The sequence below is a fragment of the Lysinibacillus sp. KU-BSD001 genome, from assembly GCF_042920265.1.
GTDB lineage: Bacteria > Bacillota > Bacilli > Bacillales_A > Planococcaceae > Lysinibacillus_B.
Window position 1 is genome coordinate 15930 of record NZ_JBDQZI010000023.1, and the last position, 16024, is coordinate 31953.

General features: G+C 37.8%; 13 protein-coding genes, 1 rRNA gene and 1 other annotated feature. Of the genes, 5 read left to right on the plus strand and 9 right to left on the minus strand.

Annotation, left to right across the window (positions count from 1 at the left end; genetic code table 11):
• The first annotated feature begins 410 nt into the window (after nucleotides 1-410).
• A complete protein-coding gene (locus AAGS61_RS19985) occupies nucleotides 411-1127 on the plus strand; it encodes a hypothetical protein (protein WP_391376201.1) in 717 nt (238 codons plus the stop codon).
• A gap of 179 nt (nucleotides 1128-1306) precedes the next feature.
• On the opposite strand, the gene AAGS61_RS19990 is transcribed toward AAGS61_RS19985, so the two are convergent.
• The 3 genes from AAGS61_RS19990 to AAGS61_RS20000 form a co-directional block, all read right to left on the minus strand.
• Nucleotides 1307-1975, minus strand: a complete 669-nt coding sequence (locus AAGS61_RS19990) for a deoxynucleoside kinase (protein WP_391376204.1) — start codon at nucleotides 1973-1975, stop codon at nucleotides 1307-1309.
• A 5-nt stretch (nucleotides 1976-1980) separates the two neighbouring features.
• A complete protein-coding gene (locus tag AAGS61_RS19995; RefSeq protein ID WP_391376217.1) occupies nucleotides 1981-2613 on the minus strand; it encodes a deoxynucleoside kinase in 633 nt (210 codons plus the stop codon).
• A 120-nt stretch (nucleotides 2614-2733) separates the two neighbouring features.
• The gene (locus AAGS61_RS20000) at nucleotides 2734-3528 is read right to left on the minus strand and encodes a hypothetical protein (protein WP_391376220.1); all 795 of its coding nucleotides are present in this window, start codon (nucleotides 3526-3528) and stop codon (nucleotides 2734-2736) included.
• A gap of 91 nt (nucleotides 3529-3619) precedes the next feature.
• Between AAGS61_RS20000 and tadA the strand changes: the two genes are divergently transcribed.
• The 3 genes from tadA to AAGS61_RS20015 all read left to right on the plus strand — a co-directional run bounded on the left by tadA (nucleotide 3620) and on the right by AAGS61_RS20015 (nucleotide 5611).
• On the plus strand, nucleotides 3620-4144 hold the full coding sequence (gene tadA, locus AAGS61_RS20005) for a tRNA adenosine(34) deaminase TadA (protein ID WP_391376223.1): 525 nt from the start codon (nucleotides 3620-3622) through the stop codon (nucleotides 4142-4144).
• A 232-nt stretch (nucleotides 4145-4376) separates the two neighbouring features.
• Nucleotides 4377-5039, plus strand: coding sequence for a Crp/Fnr family transcriptional regulator (locus AAGS61_RS20010; protein WP_391376225.1), 663 nt, complete (start codon nucleotides 4377-4379; stop codon nucleotides 5037-5039).
• A gap of 80 nt (nucleotides 5040-5119) precedes the next feature.
• On the plus strand, nucleotides 5120-5611 hold the full coding sequence (locus tag AAGS61_RS20015) for an OsmC family protein (protein WP_391376227.1): 492 nt from the start codon (nucleotides 5120-5122) through the stop codon (nucleotides 5609-5611).
• Nucleotides 5612-5861: 250 nt separating this feature from the next.
• Here AAGS61_RS20015 and AAGS61_RS20020 read toward each other — a convergent pair whose 3' ends face one another.
• Nucleotides 5862-6302: a GNAT family N-acetyltransferase gene (locus AAGS61_RS20020; protein ID WP_391376230.1), complete on the minus strand. Its 441-nt coding sequence runs from the start codon at nucleotides 6300-6302 to the stop codon at nucleotides 5862-5864.
• Between the two features lie 425 nt (nucleotides 6303-6727).
• Nucleotides 6728-8008 carry a serine--tRNA ligase gene (gene serS / locus AAGS61_RS20025; RefSeq protein ID WP_391376233.1) on the minus strand — a complete coding sequence of 427 codons (1281 nt, stop codon included), beginning with the start codon at nucleotides 8006-8008 and terminating at the stop codon, nucleotides 6728-6730.
• 70 nt (nucleotides 8009-8078) lie between these two features.
• Nucleotides 8079-8287, minus strand: a binding site (T-box leader).
• A gap of 115 nt (nucleotides 8288-8402) precedes the next feature.
• Here serS and AAGS61_RS20030 point away from each other — a divergent pair.
• The gene (locus AAGS61_RS20030; RefSeq protein ID WP_391376235.1) at nucleotides 8403-9809 is read left to right on the plus strand and encodes a PLP-dependent aminotransferase family protein; all 1407 of its coding nucleotides are present in this window, start codon (nucleotides 8403-8405) and stop codon (nucleotides 9807-9809) included.
• Here the strand turns inward: AAGS61_RS20030 and asnB are convergent.
• From asnB to rrf, 4 genes are all read right to left on the minus strand, one after another.
• A complete protein-coding gene (gene asnB / locus AAGS61_RS20035; RefSeq protein WP_391376238.1) occupies nucleotides 9785-11617 on the minus strand; it encodes an asparagine synthase (glutamine-hydrolyzing) in 1833 nt (610 codons plus the stop codon). The genes AAGS61_RS20030 and asnB overlap by 25 nt on opposite strands.
• A gap of 94 nt (nucleotides 11618-11711) precedes the next feature.
• Entirely contained in the window at nucleotides 11712-13004 is a 1293-nt protein-coding gene (locus tag AAGS61_RS20040; protein ID WP_391376247.1) for a D-alanyl-D-alanine carboxypeptidase family protein, read from the minus strand.
• A 298-nt stretch (nucleotides 13005-13302) separates the two neighbouring features.
• The gene (gene guaB / locus AAGS61_RS20045; RefSeq protein ID WP_391376241.1) at nucleotides 13303-14769 is read right to left on the minus strand and encodes an IMP dehydrogenase; all 1467 of its coding nucleotides are present in this window, start codon (nucleotides 14767-14769) and stop codon (nucleotides 13303-13305) included.
• A 955-nt stretch (nucleotides 14770-15724) separates the two neighbouring features.
• A 5S ribosomal RNA gene (gene rrf / locus AAGS61_RS20050) occupies nucleotides 15725-15840 on the minus strand.
• Between the last annotated feature and the right edge of the window lie 184 nt (nucleotides 15841-16024).

The following is a 16024-nucleotide window of genomic DNA, read 5'->3' on the forward strand; positions in this document are numbered from 1 at the left end:
AACGCCTTTGTGAGCAACATCATGTTGCCCCGAGCTGAAAATCCATTTCTTTCGGCATTAGCCGAAAGAAATTAGTTGAAGCCGTGCCTGCGGAAAGCGAGTCAGCCGTAGTGGAAATCCACGTATTCCAATGTTCTCTTTAACAATAAGAGGTAAATCAACACGCGTGTTATTTTTATTCATATCCACAAAGCAAAAATAAAGTAAAAAACAACTCATAAATTACATAATATACCATATCATTGCTTATTTTAATCAAATAGTATATAAATTTCTTACATAATTATTTATACTATTAAGTAAACATATGCAATGGTCCATCGTTGCAAGCAAGCATCACATAATAGTAAATACAATGCTTTTTCACCCTATTAACACTATGTCATCAAACACATTAAGGGGTTGATTTTATGAAATTATTGTCTATGATGGCAGTACCCATTGAGCAACCATTAATTCCGCTTACATTAAAGAAACAGCCTCGTAATTATTTTTTTGATCATGTGACAAGGTTTAATCACTATGAATTTTCCGAGAAAAATGAGAACTTTGATATTTTAAAAGATGATTTAAACCAATGGTACTTCATTGATAAAATGCAATGCAATAACTTGCAACAGTTAAAAACGTTTCGTCAAATTCATCCAGAACCAACTGCTTTATATAAACATCTACCACTAACTGATATGTTAGAGCAGTTTAATTTAGAGCTAGCCGTCTATGATTATAATCAAGCATTTGGGCATGTATTATGTGTAACAGACAATCTTGATTCCATCCCTTTGCATACACAAATGCGCCTTGCCAACTATGCTTCTGAAAGTGACCCACTACTCACAACAGATATGCATTATTTTAATACGATTGAAGAAGGGGCACGTACACGCTTTATCGCAGGGGTGGAAACACGTTCTTTTGCAACCATTACGGAAAGCCGACATTACGCAGAGGAAGTATGGGAAAAACAACTTGGCATTACGTACTTAAAGCTATTTTTATATTACAAACAGTATAACAAAATTCCCTCTCATCAAATGATGGCAAAGGTTTTGTGTAATCTATTTGCCTCTACAAAAGCACTGAACAATACCTCCAACAAGGCACTCTATAAAAAACTAGCGTTATGAGGAAAGGGAGTGTCCGAGAAGTAATTCTGGGACACTCCCTTTGCGCCGAGGATGGTGGAAATTTTATTTCTACCACCGCAGAAGCACCGCCTGCAGCGGATATTTAACATAGGAACGAAGCACTGTCCGTAAAAGTAACACTTTTCGGACAGCCCATTTCTTTCGCCATAACCTTTATCTTACTTTCGGAGATGGGCTGTTTGCTTTAACATATAACCGATCCGTTCAATAATGTCTTCCACTTGCTCTGGATTTTTTAGTAAATCATAATCATTAATATTTAGGCGTAAAACAGGACAAGAATTAAAGTTATTAATCCAATTTTCATAGCGCTCGTGCATTTCATACCAATAATCATTGGATGTCTGTTGTTCCATGGCGCGACCACGCTCTTGAATACGACTAATAATATCTTCAATCGGACCTTCTAAATAAATGAGTAAATCGGGGTGTGGGAAGTATGGTGTCATGACCATTGCATCGAATAAATTTGTATATGTTTCATAATCTGTCGGGCTCATTGTCCCTTTATCGTAGTGCATTTTAGCAAAAATCCCCGTATCCTCATAAATCGAACGATCTTGAATAAAGCCGCCGCCATATTCAAAAATACGTTTTTGCTCCTTAAAGCGCTCTGCTAAAAAGTAAATTTGTAAATGAAAACTCCACTTTTCAAAGTCTTCATAAAATTTATCTAAATACGGATTTGTCTCTACTTTTTCAAATGATGTACGGAAGTGTAAACCTTCCGCCAAAGCTTTTGTCATCGTCGATTTCCCTACGCCTACCGTACCAGCAATTGTAATGACTGCGTTTGCGGGAATGCCGTACTTTTCACGTAAATTCATTGCTCTTATATGCTCCTCTTTATTAACTTTTGCTCAACGAGTTGTAAAATAGCTTGTAGATCTTCTTCGCGCTCGACAAAATCAAGCTCGTCCCCATTTAACTGAATAACAGGGATTTCCGGGTGCATCTTTTCAAAATGACCAATAAACGCATGATAATCATTTGCAAGCTGTTCTATATAATCACGTGAAATCATCTTTTCCACATCACGCCCACGCTTAGCAATTCGATTCATTAACATATCTGTGCTCGCATGCAGATAAATGACCATATTCGGTACAGGCATATCAGCGGTTAAAATATTGTAAATCGCTTCGTATTTATCGTATTCAGAAGATTTTAATGTACGTTTCGCAAAAATTAAATTTTTAAAAATATGATAATCTGCCACTACGGCTGATTGACTTGCTAAAATATGCTGCTTGATATCCGACAATTGTTTATATCGATTACACAGGAAAAACATTTCCGTTTGGAAGCTCCACTCATCGATATTTTCATAGAATTTCCCTAAAAACGGATTCTCTTCAACGATTTCCTTTAATAGATGGTAATGATAGTGTTGTGCAATCGCTTTGGATAAAGACGTTTTCCCAACACCAATCGGACCTTCTACTGTAATAAACGGCATCGACACTAGAAGCTCCCCCTTTTATTTTTAATCAGTGCTTTTCATTTTAACATAGTTGCGAAACAAGCAACAAAACAAACTATTCCAGTTTTATTAAACGCAATGTTCGAACTATTATCGAGACATTCAATCAAACGTAGCATACACTTCCTCTTGTTGTTGCTCTAGTTGTTGTATTTGTTCGTCCAATTTTTGCTCTAATTTTTCCCGTTCTACATCAAAGCGGTGCTCGATTTCCTCTTCCTTCTTTAAAAATTCCTCATAAAGGCGTTCTTGCTCTTCCTCTGCTTTTTCCTCTACTTTTTCAATTGCTTCTATCAACTGATCTTCTAACTTTTCATAGCTCGCTTCTGCTGTTTCTTCGAATGCATATAACTCTTCTTCAAATACTTGTTCAAAATCACTGAGCTTGTCCTCTAGTGTATCTTGTACTTGTTCGATATCCTCTTCGAACTCTTCATTTATTTTTTCGAGATCGTCTAAAAATTGTTCACGTAAACGAATGAGCTGCTCATAGTTTGAAAGAGCCGATTTTTGTGCAGTACTAAATGTTTCAAATAATAAGCGTTCTTTTTCCAGCTTCTCTTGTAAATAGGATTCCTTTCGGGTACTTATTTTTTGAATCCACTGCTGTTTTTGCTCTTCCTGCTTTTGTAATAACGTCTCTCGTTTATTTTGAAATAATACATGAATTTGTTGCTGCGCTTTTTCACTATTGTTTTTAAGTTCTTCTATTTTATGAATCGTAGATTTCTTTACATCTTCTACTTGCGATTCGTACCTTATTTTTAATGTAGCGAGTACATTGTTTGCATTTTTCTCTAGCATTGCTAGCTTTCCCTCATAAGCAATTTCCAGCGATAGTCGTTCACGTTGAAAATAAGCATCTGCTGCTACTAATGTTGTAAATTGTGGGTGCATCTTTCTATCCTCCCTTTCTTTCATCTTACCATGAGTTACTATTGGAACAAGCATGTAAGCAATGCTACACTGTTGGGAAGGAGCGATTAGTATGAACGTATTTGAACAAGACCGTCAGTTTATGCAACTGGCACTAGAGGAAGCACAAAAAGCGGGTGCACTCGGAGAAGTACCGATTGGCGCAGTAATTGTACATAAAGGCGAAGTGATTGCAGCTGCATCCAATTTACGTGAAACAACACAAAATGCCGTGACACATGCCGAGCTCATGGCAATCCAACAAGCATGTGAAACATTAGGGAGCTGGCGTTTAGAAGAAACTACGCTTTATGTCACGCTAGAGCCTTGCCCGATGTGTGCAGGAGCCATTTTGCAGTCCCGTATTCCCCGTGTTGTATACGGGGCACGTGACGTAAAAGCGGGTTGCGTGGATTCGTTGTACCGGTTATTGAATGATGCTCGTTTTAACCATGAATGTGATGTAACAGAAGGCGTATTAGCCGAAGAATGCGGACAAATTTTAACAGACTTTTTCCGCGCATTACGCGAACGGAAAAAAGCCGAGAAACGAGCACGGAAAGCAGCCGAACAAATAACCGATACAAACCTTGAATAACACTACTGAAATAGCAACTTCTTTCGAGAGGATTGCTATTTTATTTTTCATCTATTTAAAAGAGGCTCAATGCACATCTTTGTTACTCCGAATCGTTTTATCGTATATTGAAAAAAGCATAGCTACCTCTATGCACTACAGTAAATACATTTACGTCAATGAAACCCATCTTTCCCTTTTGTTATTTTTCGAAAGAATGTAGAGAGAAAGTAAGCTAAAGGAGCAACAAGTCATGTCGGATAATCAATATTTATACCCAACCAATCTAATCAACCTATTTTCAACAGCTCAAGTTGAAAAATGGCAGGCTAAAGAAAATATTTTCACTTTTAAAAAAGGAGACTTTATTTGCACACCTGGTCAATTATCGGATTCTATTTATTTAATTGTGGAAGGTCATGCTCGCATATTCCATATACATTTGGAAGGAAAAGAATGTGTATTAGGGATTTTATCAGAAGGTGATTTAATTGATTTACTACAAATTTTTTCCGATAAAGAAAGTCAATTGTTTGCGAAAGCCTTAACTGAAGTGAAAGTCATCGCGATTCCAAAGAGCGAAGTAAAAAAAGAAATTCAGCAAAATCAAGAGTTATTAATGACTTTGCTTCACTATTTTTCAAATAGACTACAGGAAACCATTGAAATTTTAGAACAAGTAGCTTACGGAAAAGTAGAGGAACGGCTACTCTTTTTATTAAACAAATTAGCAAATAAAGAGGCTCTATCTCAAGAGTGGTATCCTTTACCTGAATTTCTCACACATAGCAATCTCGCTGGCATGATTGCTTCCACAAGAGAAACGGTAACATTTTTACTGAATAAATTGATCCAAACAGGAAACGTCAAACAAGAAAATCAACGTATTTGGATTAAAAATGATAAAGAAATATAGCGTATGTAAGGAGGCTTACATACAGCTTACGTTCGATTGCTGTACGATCTAGGTGAAATAACTATTAAGGAGGATCTAGCATGAATGAAATTTCACTAGATATTGTGCAACAAACAGCAAATGCATTAAAAGAAAATCCGCATTTAAAAATGAAAGATTGGCATGCTCATATCCAATGGCAAACAGGCGTTCAAAATAAAGTGATGATCCGTCACTTTGATTCATTTTTGATGGATGAACCAGAAACATTAGGGGGTACAGATCAAGCGCCTAACCCTGTCGAATACCTAATAGGGGCAGCGGGAAGTTGTTTTGCTATTACGTTTGAAGTAATGGCCAGTCAAAACGGCATTAAATTAGAAAGTGTAGATGTTAAAATTGAAGCAGAATTAAATGCAGCAGTATTTCTAGGGATTGAGGAGGGCGATGGGGGCATTTTAAATCCAATCATCACTTTAACAGTAAACGCTGATGCTTCTAAAGAACAATTAGCACAAATTGCAAACATTGCTTTATTAAAATCCCCTGTATTAAACAGTCTAAACAAAGAAATACGATTAGAAATTCAATAAAGAAATATTATTTCGACTAGCCGGACGTTCCACGTGAAAACTTAAGTAGTCACATCGTAGCCTCCGTGCTTCGCCACAACCTACACAGGAGCTAAAATAGGCACAACCTGTTTTAGCTCCTAATCCTAGCGTGCTACTGCAAAAGTGAATATCTCTTCCTATTTGAAAATTATTTTCCTCGCCTAAAATAAATCCTTTTATTTCCATTTACATGTGTGCCACAAACATAAAGTTAATACAGTCAATTTATCTAGTCATTATTTAAGTTTTTTTCTAATACAATCTTATGCCGTCCTTTAGCATCAATAAATGTCTCAAGTACATCAAAACCATGTTTAATATTAAGCATGAGCATTGTTTTTCTTTCATTTCTACTATATGTACGTACTCGCTGATACCCTCGCTTTTTACATTCCTCATGCTGTGCTTTCATTAAAATACTTGCAATACCACGGTTCTGGTATGCAGGATGCACACCCCCTAGCCAACTATAAAATATCCCTTCTTCAACTTCATAACCGAGCTTAAATCCTGTTACTACACTACCTTCCATACTGACAAACGCAAGAAAACCTTTTTTATTATCTAGTTTACTTTCTTTCAATCTATCTCCTTCAAATACATGCTCATGTACTACCTGTATGCCATCTAAGATTTCTCTAGGTATACTCTCAAATGTTAAAACCTCCATGTTCTCCCTCCAATTTGTAAGAAAAGAGCATTCGTGCTCACTTAGCTGCTCCTGCCGCTTACGCTTTCGTCGCAAAATAAATTTTGGCGCGAATGCCTAGACACTCTTTAAACTAAAAAAAATTTATACTTTCTTATCTTGTAAAAAAAGGGTCTCACGTAAATGTGAGAACCCTTCATCTAATTAGTTTGTAGGCAGTGGACTGTTTTCCCGCCCATATACGGTACTAACGCTTGAGAAATTTTCACGCTTCCGTCTATCCACTTGCCTCTGACGCTTCGCTTTCGAGGCAGAGCCGACTTTGTTTATTTCGGTGCTATCACTGTTTTCCCGCCCATATACGGTACTAACACTTCAGGAATTTTCACGCTTCCGTCTATCCACTTGCCTCTGACGCTTCGCTTTCGAGGCAGAGCCGACTTTGTTTATTTCGGTGCTATCACTGTTTTCCCGCCCATATATGGTACTAACGCTTCAGGAATTTTCACGCTTCCGTCGGCTTGTTGATAATTTTCTAAAATCGCGGCTACTGTACGACCAACGGCTAACCCTGAGCCATTTAACGTGTGCACAAATTCTGGTTTCGCCCCTTGTTCGCGGCGGAAACGAATGTTTGCACGGCGCGCTTGGAAATCTTCAAAGTTTGAACAAGAAGAAATTTCGCGATACATATCTTGTGTTGGGAACCAAACTTCAAGATCATATTTCTTCGCAGCTGTAAAGCCAAGGTCAGAAGTGTTCATTAATAGTTTGCGGTAAGGTAAATTTAATAATTGAAGTACTTTTTCCGCATGACCTGTTAATAGCTCTAATTGTTCGTAAGATTCTTCCGGCTTTACAAAACGGACTAACTCTACTTTGTTAAACTGATGCTGACGAATTAATCCGCGTGTATCACGACCAGCTGAACCTGCTTCTGAACGAAAACAAGCGCTGTATGCTGAAAAACCTTTTGGTAGCATGTCACCATCTAAAATTTCATCGCGGTAGAAGTTTGTTACCGGTACTTCAGCCGTCGGTGCCATGAAGTAATCTAAGCCTTCTAGCTTGAATACGTCCTCTTCAAACTTCGGTAACTGTCCTGTACCCGTTAAAGAATCACGGTTAATGATGACTGGTGGTAACATTTCCTCATAACCATGCTCCTCCGCATGTAAGTCCATCATAAAGCTCATTAACGCACGCTCTAATCGAGCACCTAAACCGCGGTAAAATAAGAAGCGGCTACCCGTTACTTTCCCAGCACGTTCAAAATCTACTACTTCTAAATCTGTTGCAACATCCCAGTGCGGTTTTGGCTCAAAATCAAATGTTGGTTTCTCACCCCAAGTGTAAACTTCTACATTATCATCTTCTGTTTCGCCAACCGGTACAGATTCATGCGGAATGTTTGGTAGGCGCATCATCATGTAATCAAATTTTTCTTCTACCTCACGAAGCTCTGCGTCTAATGCTTTAATTTCGTCGCCCACTTCACGCATACGTGTGATGACTTCTGTTGCATCTTCTTTGTTGCGTTTCATGACAGAAATTTGCTCTGATACTTTGTTACGCTCTGCTTTTAACACTTCTGTTTTAGCGATTAATTCACGACGTTTTGCATCTAACGCTTCGAATTCATCTAAGTTCCCTAAATCTTCATTACGTGTAAGAAGCATATTTTTCACTTCTTCAAAATTATCACGGACACGTTTAATATCTAACATTTTTTCAACCTCCAAATAAAATTTACTAATGGATGAATAATGAAAAAAACACAAAAAAGCCCCCATCCCACAAAGGGACGAGAGCTACCCGCGTTGCCACCCTAATTGAACAGTTGCCTGTTCCACTTATCAAATAACGGCTTCATTGCCGGCCTGCGCCTACTTCTCATTCAGCGAGGCAACTCCAGGACGGATTCACAAGTGCTTTTATCAGCTTCCACCGACCGCTGACTCTCTAGAAAAAACGTGCTTGCTACTATTTCCTATCATCGCATTACATATTTATAAATTTAACCCTAATGTACTATAGGTCATTCGATTTTGCAAGTTCTAGTTATGACCATTTTGTTATACTGTTTTTAACAGAAAATAAACAAGTCAAGGAGATTAGAAAATGGACTTATTGTTTTTAACGCTCGATAAATATGATGATAAACCGCTTTACGAGCAACTGTATTTAAATTTAAAACAAGCGATTATTCAAAAAAATATTGCTGTCGGTACAAAACTCCCTTCCAAACGAACATTGAGCGATTTTTTAAATATTAGCCAAACGACGGTAGAACTTGCATATGGGCAACTACTTGCGGAAGGCTATATTATGTCAAAACCACGCATTGGTTATTTTGTGGAGGAAATCGATGAATTACCCTACGTAGAAAAAGTAGCAGCGCCAACAGTAGCCCAAATAGATGCGCCTCGTTCTTACCAATATGATTTTTCACCTAATAAAATCGATGAAGAGGGCTTTCCATTTCAAATATGGCGTAAATACGCAAAAGATATTTTCGATGAGTCATCCAAAAATCTGTTGCAAGCCGGACATCCTCAAGGAGAACTCGCACTTCGCCTAGAAATTGCACGCTACTTGTATGAATCCAGGGGGATTCAGTGCAGTCCAGAGCAAATTGTCATTGGTTCCGGGACAGAACAGCTACTCCCAATGATTTTACGTTTATTTGATGAGGATGCGAAAATTGCACTTGAAAACCCAGGTTATTCAGCGATTCCAAAAGCACATATCCAGAGTCGCGCGATTCCCATTTCAGTAGATGTAGATGGGATAGTTGTGGATGAACTCGAAAAAAGTGAGGCACACCTTGTGTATATTACACCATCTCATCAATTCCCAACTGGGGCTGTCTTATCAGCTACCCGCCGTACACAACTATTAAAATGGGCAGCGCAAATGCCAGCACGCTACATTATTGAAGATGATTATGATAGTGAGTTTCGTTATATCGGAAAGCCAATCCCTGCACTCCTAGGGCTCGATCAAGGAGAACGTGTCATTTATATGAGTACATTTTCAAAATCCATTATGCCTTCATTGCGTGTCGCTTATTTAGTATTACCGCTTTCCTTGTTACCAAAATATAAAGAGGTATTTAGCTATTATTCAGCTACTGTACCACGCTTTGATCAGCATCTATTGGCTAATTTTATGAGCGATGGGCATTTTTCCAAACATTTAAATCGTATGCGGAAAATTTATCGAAAAAAGCATGATAAATTGATTTCGGTTTTCTCAAAATATTATCCAGAGGTCATCATAAGCGGGGATAGTGCAGGGATGCACATATTATTATCGATCCCGCATCATCGTTCGGAAAAAGAGCTACAAGCTTGTGCTGTTCAATCAGGACTCTACATCCAACCGATTACACGTTATATGCTTACACCGCTTTCTTATCAACATCCTACGTTTATTTTAGGATTTGGTGGTATTCCATTAGACAAGATTGAAACATCTATCCATGCGCTAATGCAGGCGTTTTATGAGACAAATTCCACTTTATAATGCTTTACCCAATGATGCAGCTGCACAAAATATGCAAGCAATTGAGGCCCTGCCATTAACTGACCAAACCAAGGCTTTTTAAAGGAAGTGCCACCTGTTGTGAGTAATTGTTGCAGCTGTTCTTTATCAAAAAACTCATATAAAATACTGGATGAATCTGCTAAGCACTCTGCCATTAATGTTTGCACGGCTTTTGTATAAGCAGGGTGATACGTTTTAGGGTATGGATTTTTCTTCCTCCATATAATTTCCTTTGGCAATAATCCTTCCGCTGCTTTTCGTAAAATCCCTTTCTCATGTCCCCCCACTGTTTTTAATGCCCACGGAATATTCCAAACGTATTCCACTAAATGGTGGTCTGCAAACGGTACACGTACTTCTAAACTTGCTCCCATACTCATTCGGTCTTTACGCTCTAATAAGGTTTGCATAAAGAACATATTATTTAAATAAAACAATTGCCTCCGTTCTTGCTCCTCTTTACTTTCGCCCTCCACGACTGGCATTTCTATTAGAGCTGCTTCATATGTTTCTGTTAAAAAACTTTCTAGCTGTAATTTTTGTTGCCAAGATGTGTTTAATAATGATTCACGTTCTTTAATAGAACGAATCCAAGGGAAATGGCTAGTCGGGGCAAAAAACCACGGATACCCACCAAATAATTCATCTGCACACTCCCCTGACAAGGCCACCGTAAACTCTTTTTTGATTTCATGACAGAATAATAAAAGAGAACTATCAATATCAGCCATACTTGGATAGTCTTTTAATTTCATCGCATCCAATAGTGCTTCCACTAATGATTCTTGAGATAAAATTACTTCATGGTGTTCCGTTTTAAATTGATTACGCATTAATTGAATCCAGTATGCATCGCGCGAAACTTGGAAATCGTTTTTCTTAAAAAACAATTCACTTTCTTCAAAGTCAACTGAATATGTGTGTAGCACACTTCCACTAGCTTGATACGCATTCGCAGCAATGGCTGTAATATAACTGGAATCAAGCCCCCCTGATAAAAGTGTACAAAGGGGTACATCACTAACTAGTTGGCGCTCAATCGCCGCTTTTAATAACGTTCGAACTTGCTCAACCGTTTCTTGCTCACTATGTGTATGTGCCTGATCTTCCACATCCCAATAACGCACCATTTTTTTCTCATGCGGTGTGATGTATAAATAATGTGCTGGCTTTAACTCTACAATGTCTTTAAAGACTGTTGTACCTAAAATACGCGATGGTCCGATGCTCAGTAATCCAGCTAGACCTTGCCTATCTACTACAGGCTTTACACTGGGATGGGAAAGTAGCGCCTTTATTTCCGAAGCAAAAGCAATTTCATCTGGTCGTTCCGTATAAAATAATGGCTTTACACCTAAACGATCCCGACATAAGAATAATGACTTTTCTTCCTCACACCATACCCCAAATGCAAAAATGCCATTTACATATAACGGGCAGGCTTCTCGCCATTCAATATACGCAGTCAATAATACTTCCGTATCAGAAGTTGTGGAAAACGTATATCCTTTCTCTTTCAACTGATTTCGCACGTCGTCTGTATTATACAGCTCACCGTTGTAAACAAGCGTATACATACGGTTCCCAACCGTTTTTTGCATTGGTTGACGACCGCCTTCTAAATCAATAACAGCAAGACGCTGATGACCAAGTACGGCATTCCTTAGATTCATCACATTCATCTGATCTGGTCCTCGATGCACAAGCGTTTCTGTCATAGCTTGAACAACATGCATTTGCTCACCTATTTCATTACGCCAATTCACCCAACCGGTAATTCCACACATTTTCTCACTCCTTCTGCTTTAGCTTATGTATGAGGCAAATAAAAAACACACAATCCTATTCGGAAATTGTGTGTTTCTTATGTTCATATAAAAATTAGAATAGACCGCCTACAAATCCTGTTACACTCCCCCAAAGGTTACCAAAGAAATTTCCTACACCTTGGAAGAATAGAGAAACAGCACCAGCGCGCTCTACATCGCTTGTTGTTACAACGTCGACTGAAAGCTCCGTACCATCAATAAAACCGTAATCAGCGCCTTCTTTACGCTCTACCACAAGCTTCCCAACAACAGTACCTTCTTTTACTTCTGCTTCCAGCTCTTTTTCATCTAACACTAATTTAGTAGTATAGGCATCCTTATCACTCGATTTGATCATAAAGGATAAATCTTGTTTTGTCGCAATACCTACGCTATCTTCTTTCCCTTTTGTAACAGGGATTGTTTTTTGATCTTTTATTACATAGTCGGCTGGTACCAACTCTTGTTTTGTGAACTGACTAAAACCATAGTCAAATAGCTTTGCTGTTGCATCAAAACGGGCTTTACGGGAACCAACACCTTGTGAATCAACGGCTTTCATGACAACCGAGATTAAACGTGTACCATTACGCTCTGCTGTTCCTGTGAAACAATGGCCAGCAAATTCCGTTGTACCTGTTTTTAAACCATCTACACCTGCATATTCAAATACTAAACCTGGTAACATGAAGTTCCAGTTTTCCATTTCAATTTCATCATCTGTCCCTTCACGGAACATCTTTTTCGCAATTTTTGATGTTTCTAATACTTCTGGGTGATCCTTTAATAAATGATACGCCAACTTCGCTACTGATTTTGCAGGCATTACGTTTTCATCTTCAGCACCTGTACCAGCTGGGTGCATGCCATAAAGGTTCACATTATTTAAACCTGATGAATTAACGAATTTATACCCTTCTAAACCTAGCTCTTCTGCCTTCGCATTCATTAATTTAACAAATTCGGTTTCTGTACCTGCAATTGTTTCTGCAATGGCGATTGTCGCTGCATTTGCACTATAAATAGCCATCGCTTCATATAATTCACGAATCGTATATGTGCCATCCTCCCTAAGTGGCACGTTACTTAATGCACGGTCTTGAGATACTTTGTATGTATACTCCGTTATACGATACTCTTGATCCCATGAAACTGTTCCTTCTTTAATCGCATCTAATAGCAAATACTCCGTCATCATTTTCGTCATACTTGCAATACCTAAAGACGTATCTGCATTTTGTTCATATAATATCTTTCCTGATTCAGCATCAATTAAAATTGCTGCATCTACTGTTAACCCTAAATCTGTTTCCGCACTTGCTTGCGACATGGGTGCAAGCATACTTACCATTAAAAGCGGAATCATTAGTAAACTAACAATTTTCTTTTTCACAAAGCTACCTCCAAAATTCTAGTGTCATCCTCGACATTTTAACATAAACACCGTGAAGTGCGTTAAGTTCCTAACAAAAAACACTCCTTTACCTTCTAATTTTGACGGTAAAGGAGTGGAAAAGTTCCAATTAATCTAAAGAAGCATCATTTCTTTAATATCTAGAGATGTATACTACGGCGTTGAGACAATGCAAATCTGCTTTCCTCTACTCAGCCGATATAAATACAACTGCCCTTTTCTATAAAAACATTTTCATAATCATTTCTTTTTATGAAATTGAGTAGTTTGGTGATTCTTTCGTAATTTGTACATCATGTGGATGTGATTCACGAAGACCTGCACCTGTCATGCGGATGAATTGTGAGTTTTCGCGTAAATCTTGTAAGTTCGCTGTACCACAGTACCCCATACCTGCACGAACACCACCGATTAATTGGTGAATTGTATCAGCTAATGGACCTTTGTAAGGAAGACGACCTTCGATACCCTCTGGTACTAATTTTTTCGCATCTTCTTGGAAGTAACGATCTTTTGATCCTTTTTCCATTGCACCTAACGAACCCATACCACGGTAAACTTTGAAACGACGACCTTGGAAGATTTCTGTTTCACCTGGTGATTCAGATGTACCAGCAAGTAATGAACCAAGCATTACAACGTGTCCACCAGCTGCTAATGCTTTTACGATATCACCAGAATATTTAATACCACCATCTGCAATGATTGATTTACCATACTCACGCGCAACGCCCGCTGCATCATATATAGCCGTAATTTGTGGTACACCAACACCTGCGACAACACGTGTTGTACAAATAGAACCAGGGCCAATACCTACTTTTACTACATCCGCACCTGCCTCAAATAATGCACGTGTACCTTCAGCAGTTGCTACGTTACCAGCAATAATTTCAAGCTCAGGATAAGTAGCACGGATATCTTTAATTGTATCTAATACGCCTTGTGAATGACCGTGTGCCGTGTCAATTACGACGATATCTACTTGTGCTTCTACTAGCTTTTGAATACGTACCATTGTATCTTTTGATACGCCCACAGCTGCACCGACTACTAAGCGACCATGTTTGTCTTTTGCTGCATTTGGGAATTCAATTACTTTTTCAATATCTTTAATTGTAATTAAACCTGTTAATTTGCCTTCATCATCAACAATCGGTAATTTTTCAATTTTATGTTGCTGTAAGATTTTTTCTGCATCTTCTAATGTTGTGCCAACTGGTGCAGTAATTAAATCTGACTTTGTCATTACATCATCAATCTTTAAAGAATAATCATCAATAAAACGTAAGTCACGGTTTGTGATAATCCCCACTAGTTTTTGATCGTCCATGTTATTTACGATAGGAACACCCGAAATGCGGTATTTACCCATTAAATGCTCTGCATCGAATACTTGATGCTCTGGTGTTAAGAAGAAAGGATTTGTAATAACGCCATTTTCTGAACGTTTTACTTTTTCTACTTCTTCCGCTTGTTCGTCAATGCTCATGTTTTTATGGATAATACCAATACCGCCTTGACGCGCCATTGCAATCGCCATTTTCGATTCAGTAACTGTATCCATACCTGCACTTACCATTGGGATATTTAATTTAATTTTGGGTGTTAGCTGCACCGATAAATCAACATCTTTCGGTAATACCTCTGAATGTGCTGGTACTAATAATACATCATCAAATGTTAAACCTTCTTTAACAAATTTCGTTTCCCACATTTCGAAAAATTCCTCCTACGTAAAAGAATATTATTGTAAGGTTAACAACGTCGACAGTCGGTGTCAAGAATCTTAGAAAAGAAAAACAATTCAGACTATTGTAAGCCCTTCCTTATATATTATTTACCACTCTAACGTATTTTAATTTAAAGAATTATACTATTACTTTACTAAAGTAAAATAGAGAATAAAGCATAAAAATATGTTTAATATCACTCATTTTTATTAGTTAATAAATAAACAAAAAAATATTTCCCAAGAAATGATTCTATATAGAAGGCATTTGTTTTTAGAATCACAAAGAGTATTTGAAATAGGTAAATTCACTACCTTTGTTAAATCAGTCGACTTTTTTAACTCTAAATTTTAAAAACCGACTATATATCTAGATACGTTTAAAATATATAGTTATTACTTAAGCTCTCTCTAATTCATAAAAATATATGCTTTTATACCAATTATCCTTTTAAATTAAGGACAGACTTTGAGATTAAACCAAATAAAATAGTCCTTTTTCTTTTTTAGAATATCAGTTACTTTATCTCTAGAATATAGAAAAGGACGTGCTAGACCTTTTCAGCTTACTATAATGTAGATCAAAAGATATTATCATAAAATGCTATATTCTTAACTATCACATCTTCATATATTTATCAAAATATACTATTAGCTAGCACTTTTTGCTCCTACTAAAAAGCGCTGTTTATAATTTCCCCATGGATTACGTTATCTTCAAATAACAAAATTAATATTAAGGACAAAAACGCTAAAGTGCCTACCAATCTCCTACATGCCCGAGAGAATCTCAATAAGTATTGCTTATCATGCATAGGAGAGAGCCTAAGCATCATGAGGGAATAGCGCTTTCACCTACACATAGATGATTTTTACAATATAAAAATTTTACTCTTTCCTAAAAAAGAAAAAAGACCCGATATCATCGAGTCTTTTATGTGCCTAGCGACGTCCTACTCTCACAGGGGGAAGCCCCCAACTACCATCGGCGCTAAAGAGCTTAACTTCCGTGTTCGGTATGGGAACGGGTGTGACCTCTTTGCCATCATCACTAGACTATGGTCGACCTTCAATACACGGCGTATGACTGTGTGCTGAAGCTCTCTTGGTTGAAAGAAGTTGTTCTTTCAAAACTGGATAAACGGTGCATTGTGCAAACAAAATGTGGTTAAGTCCTCGACCGATTAGTATTCGTCAGCTCCATGTGTCGCCACACTTCCACCTCGAACCTATCTACCTG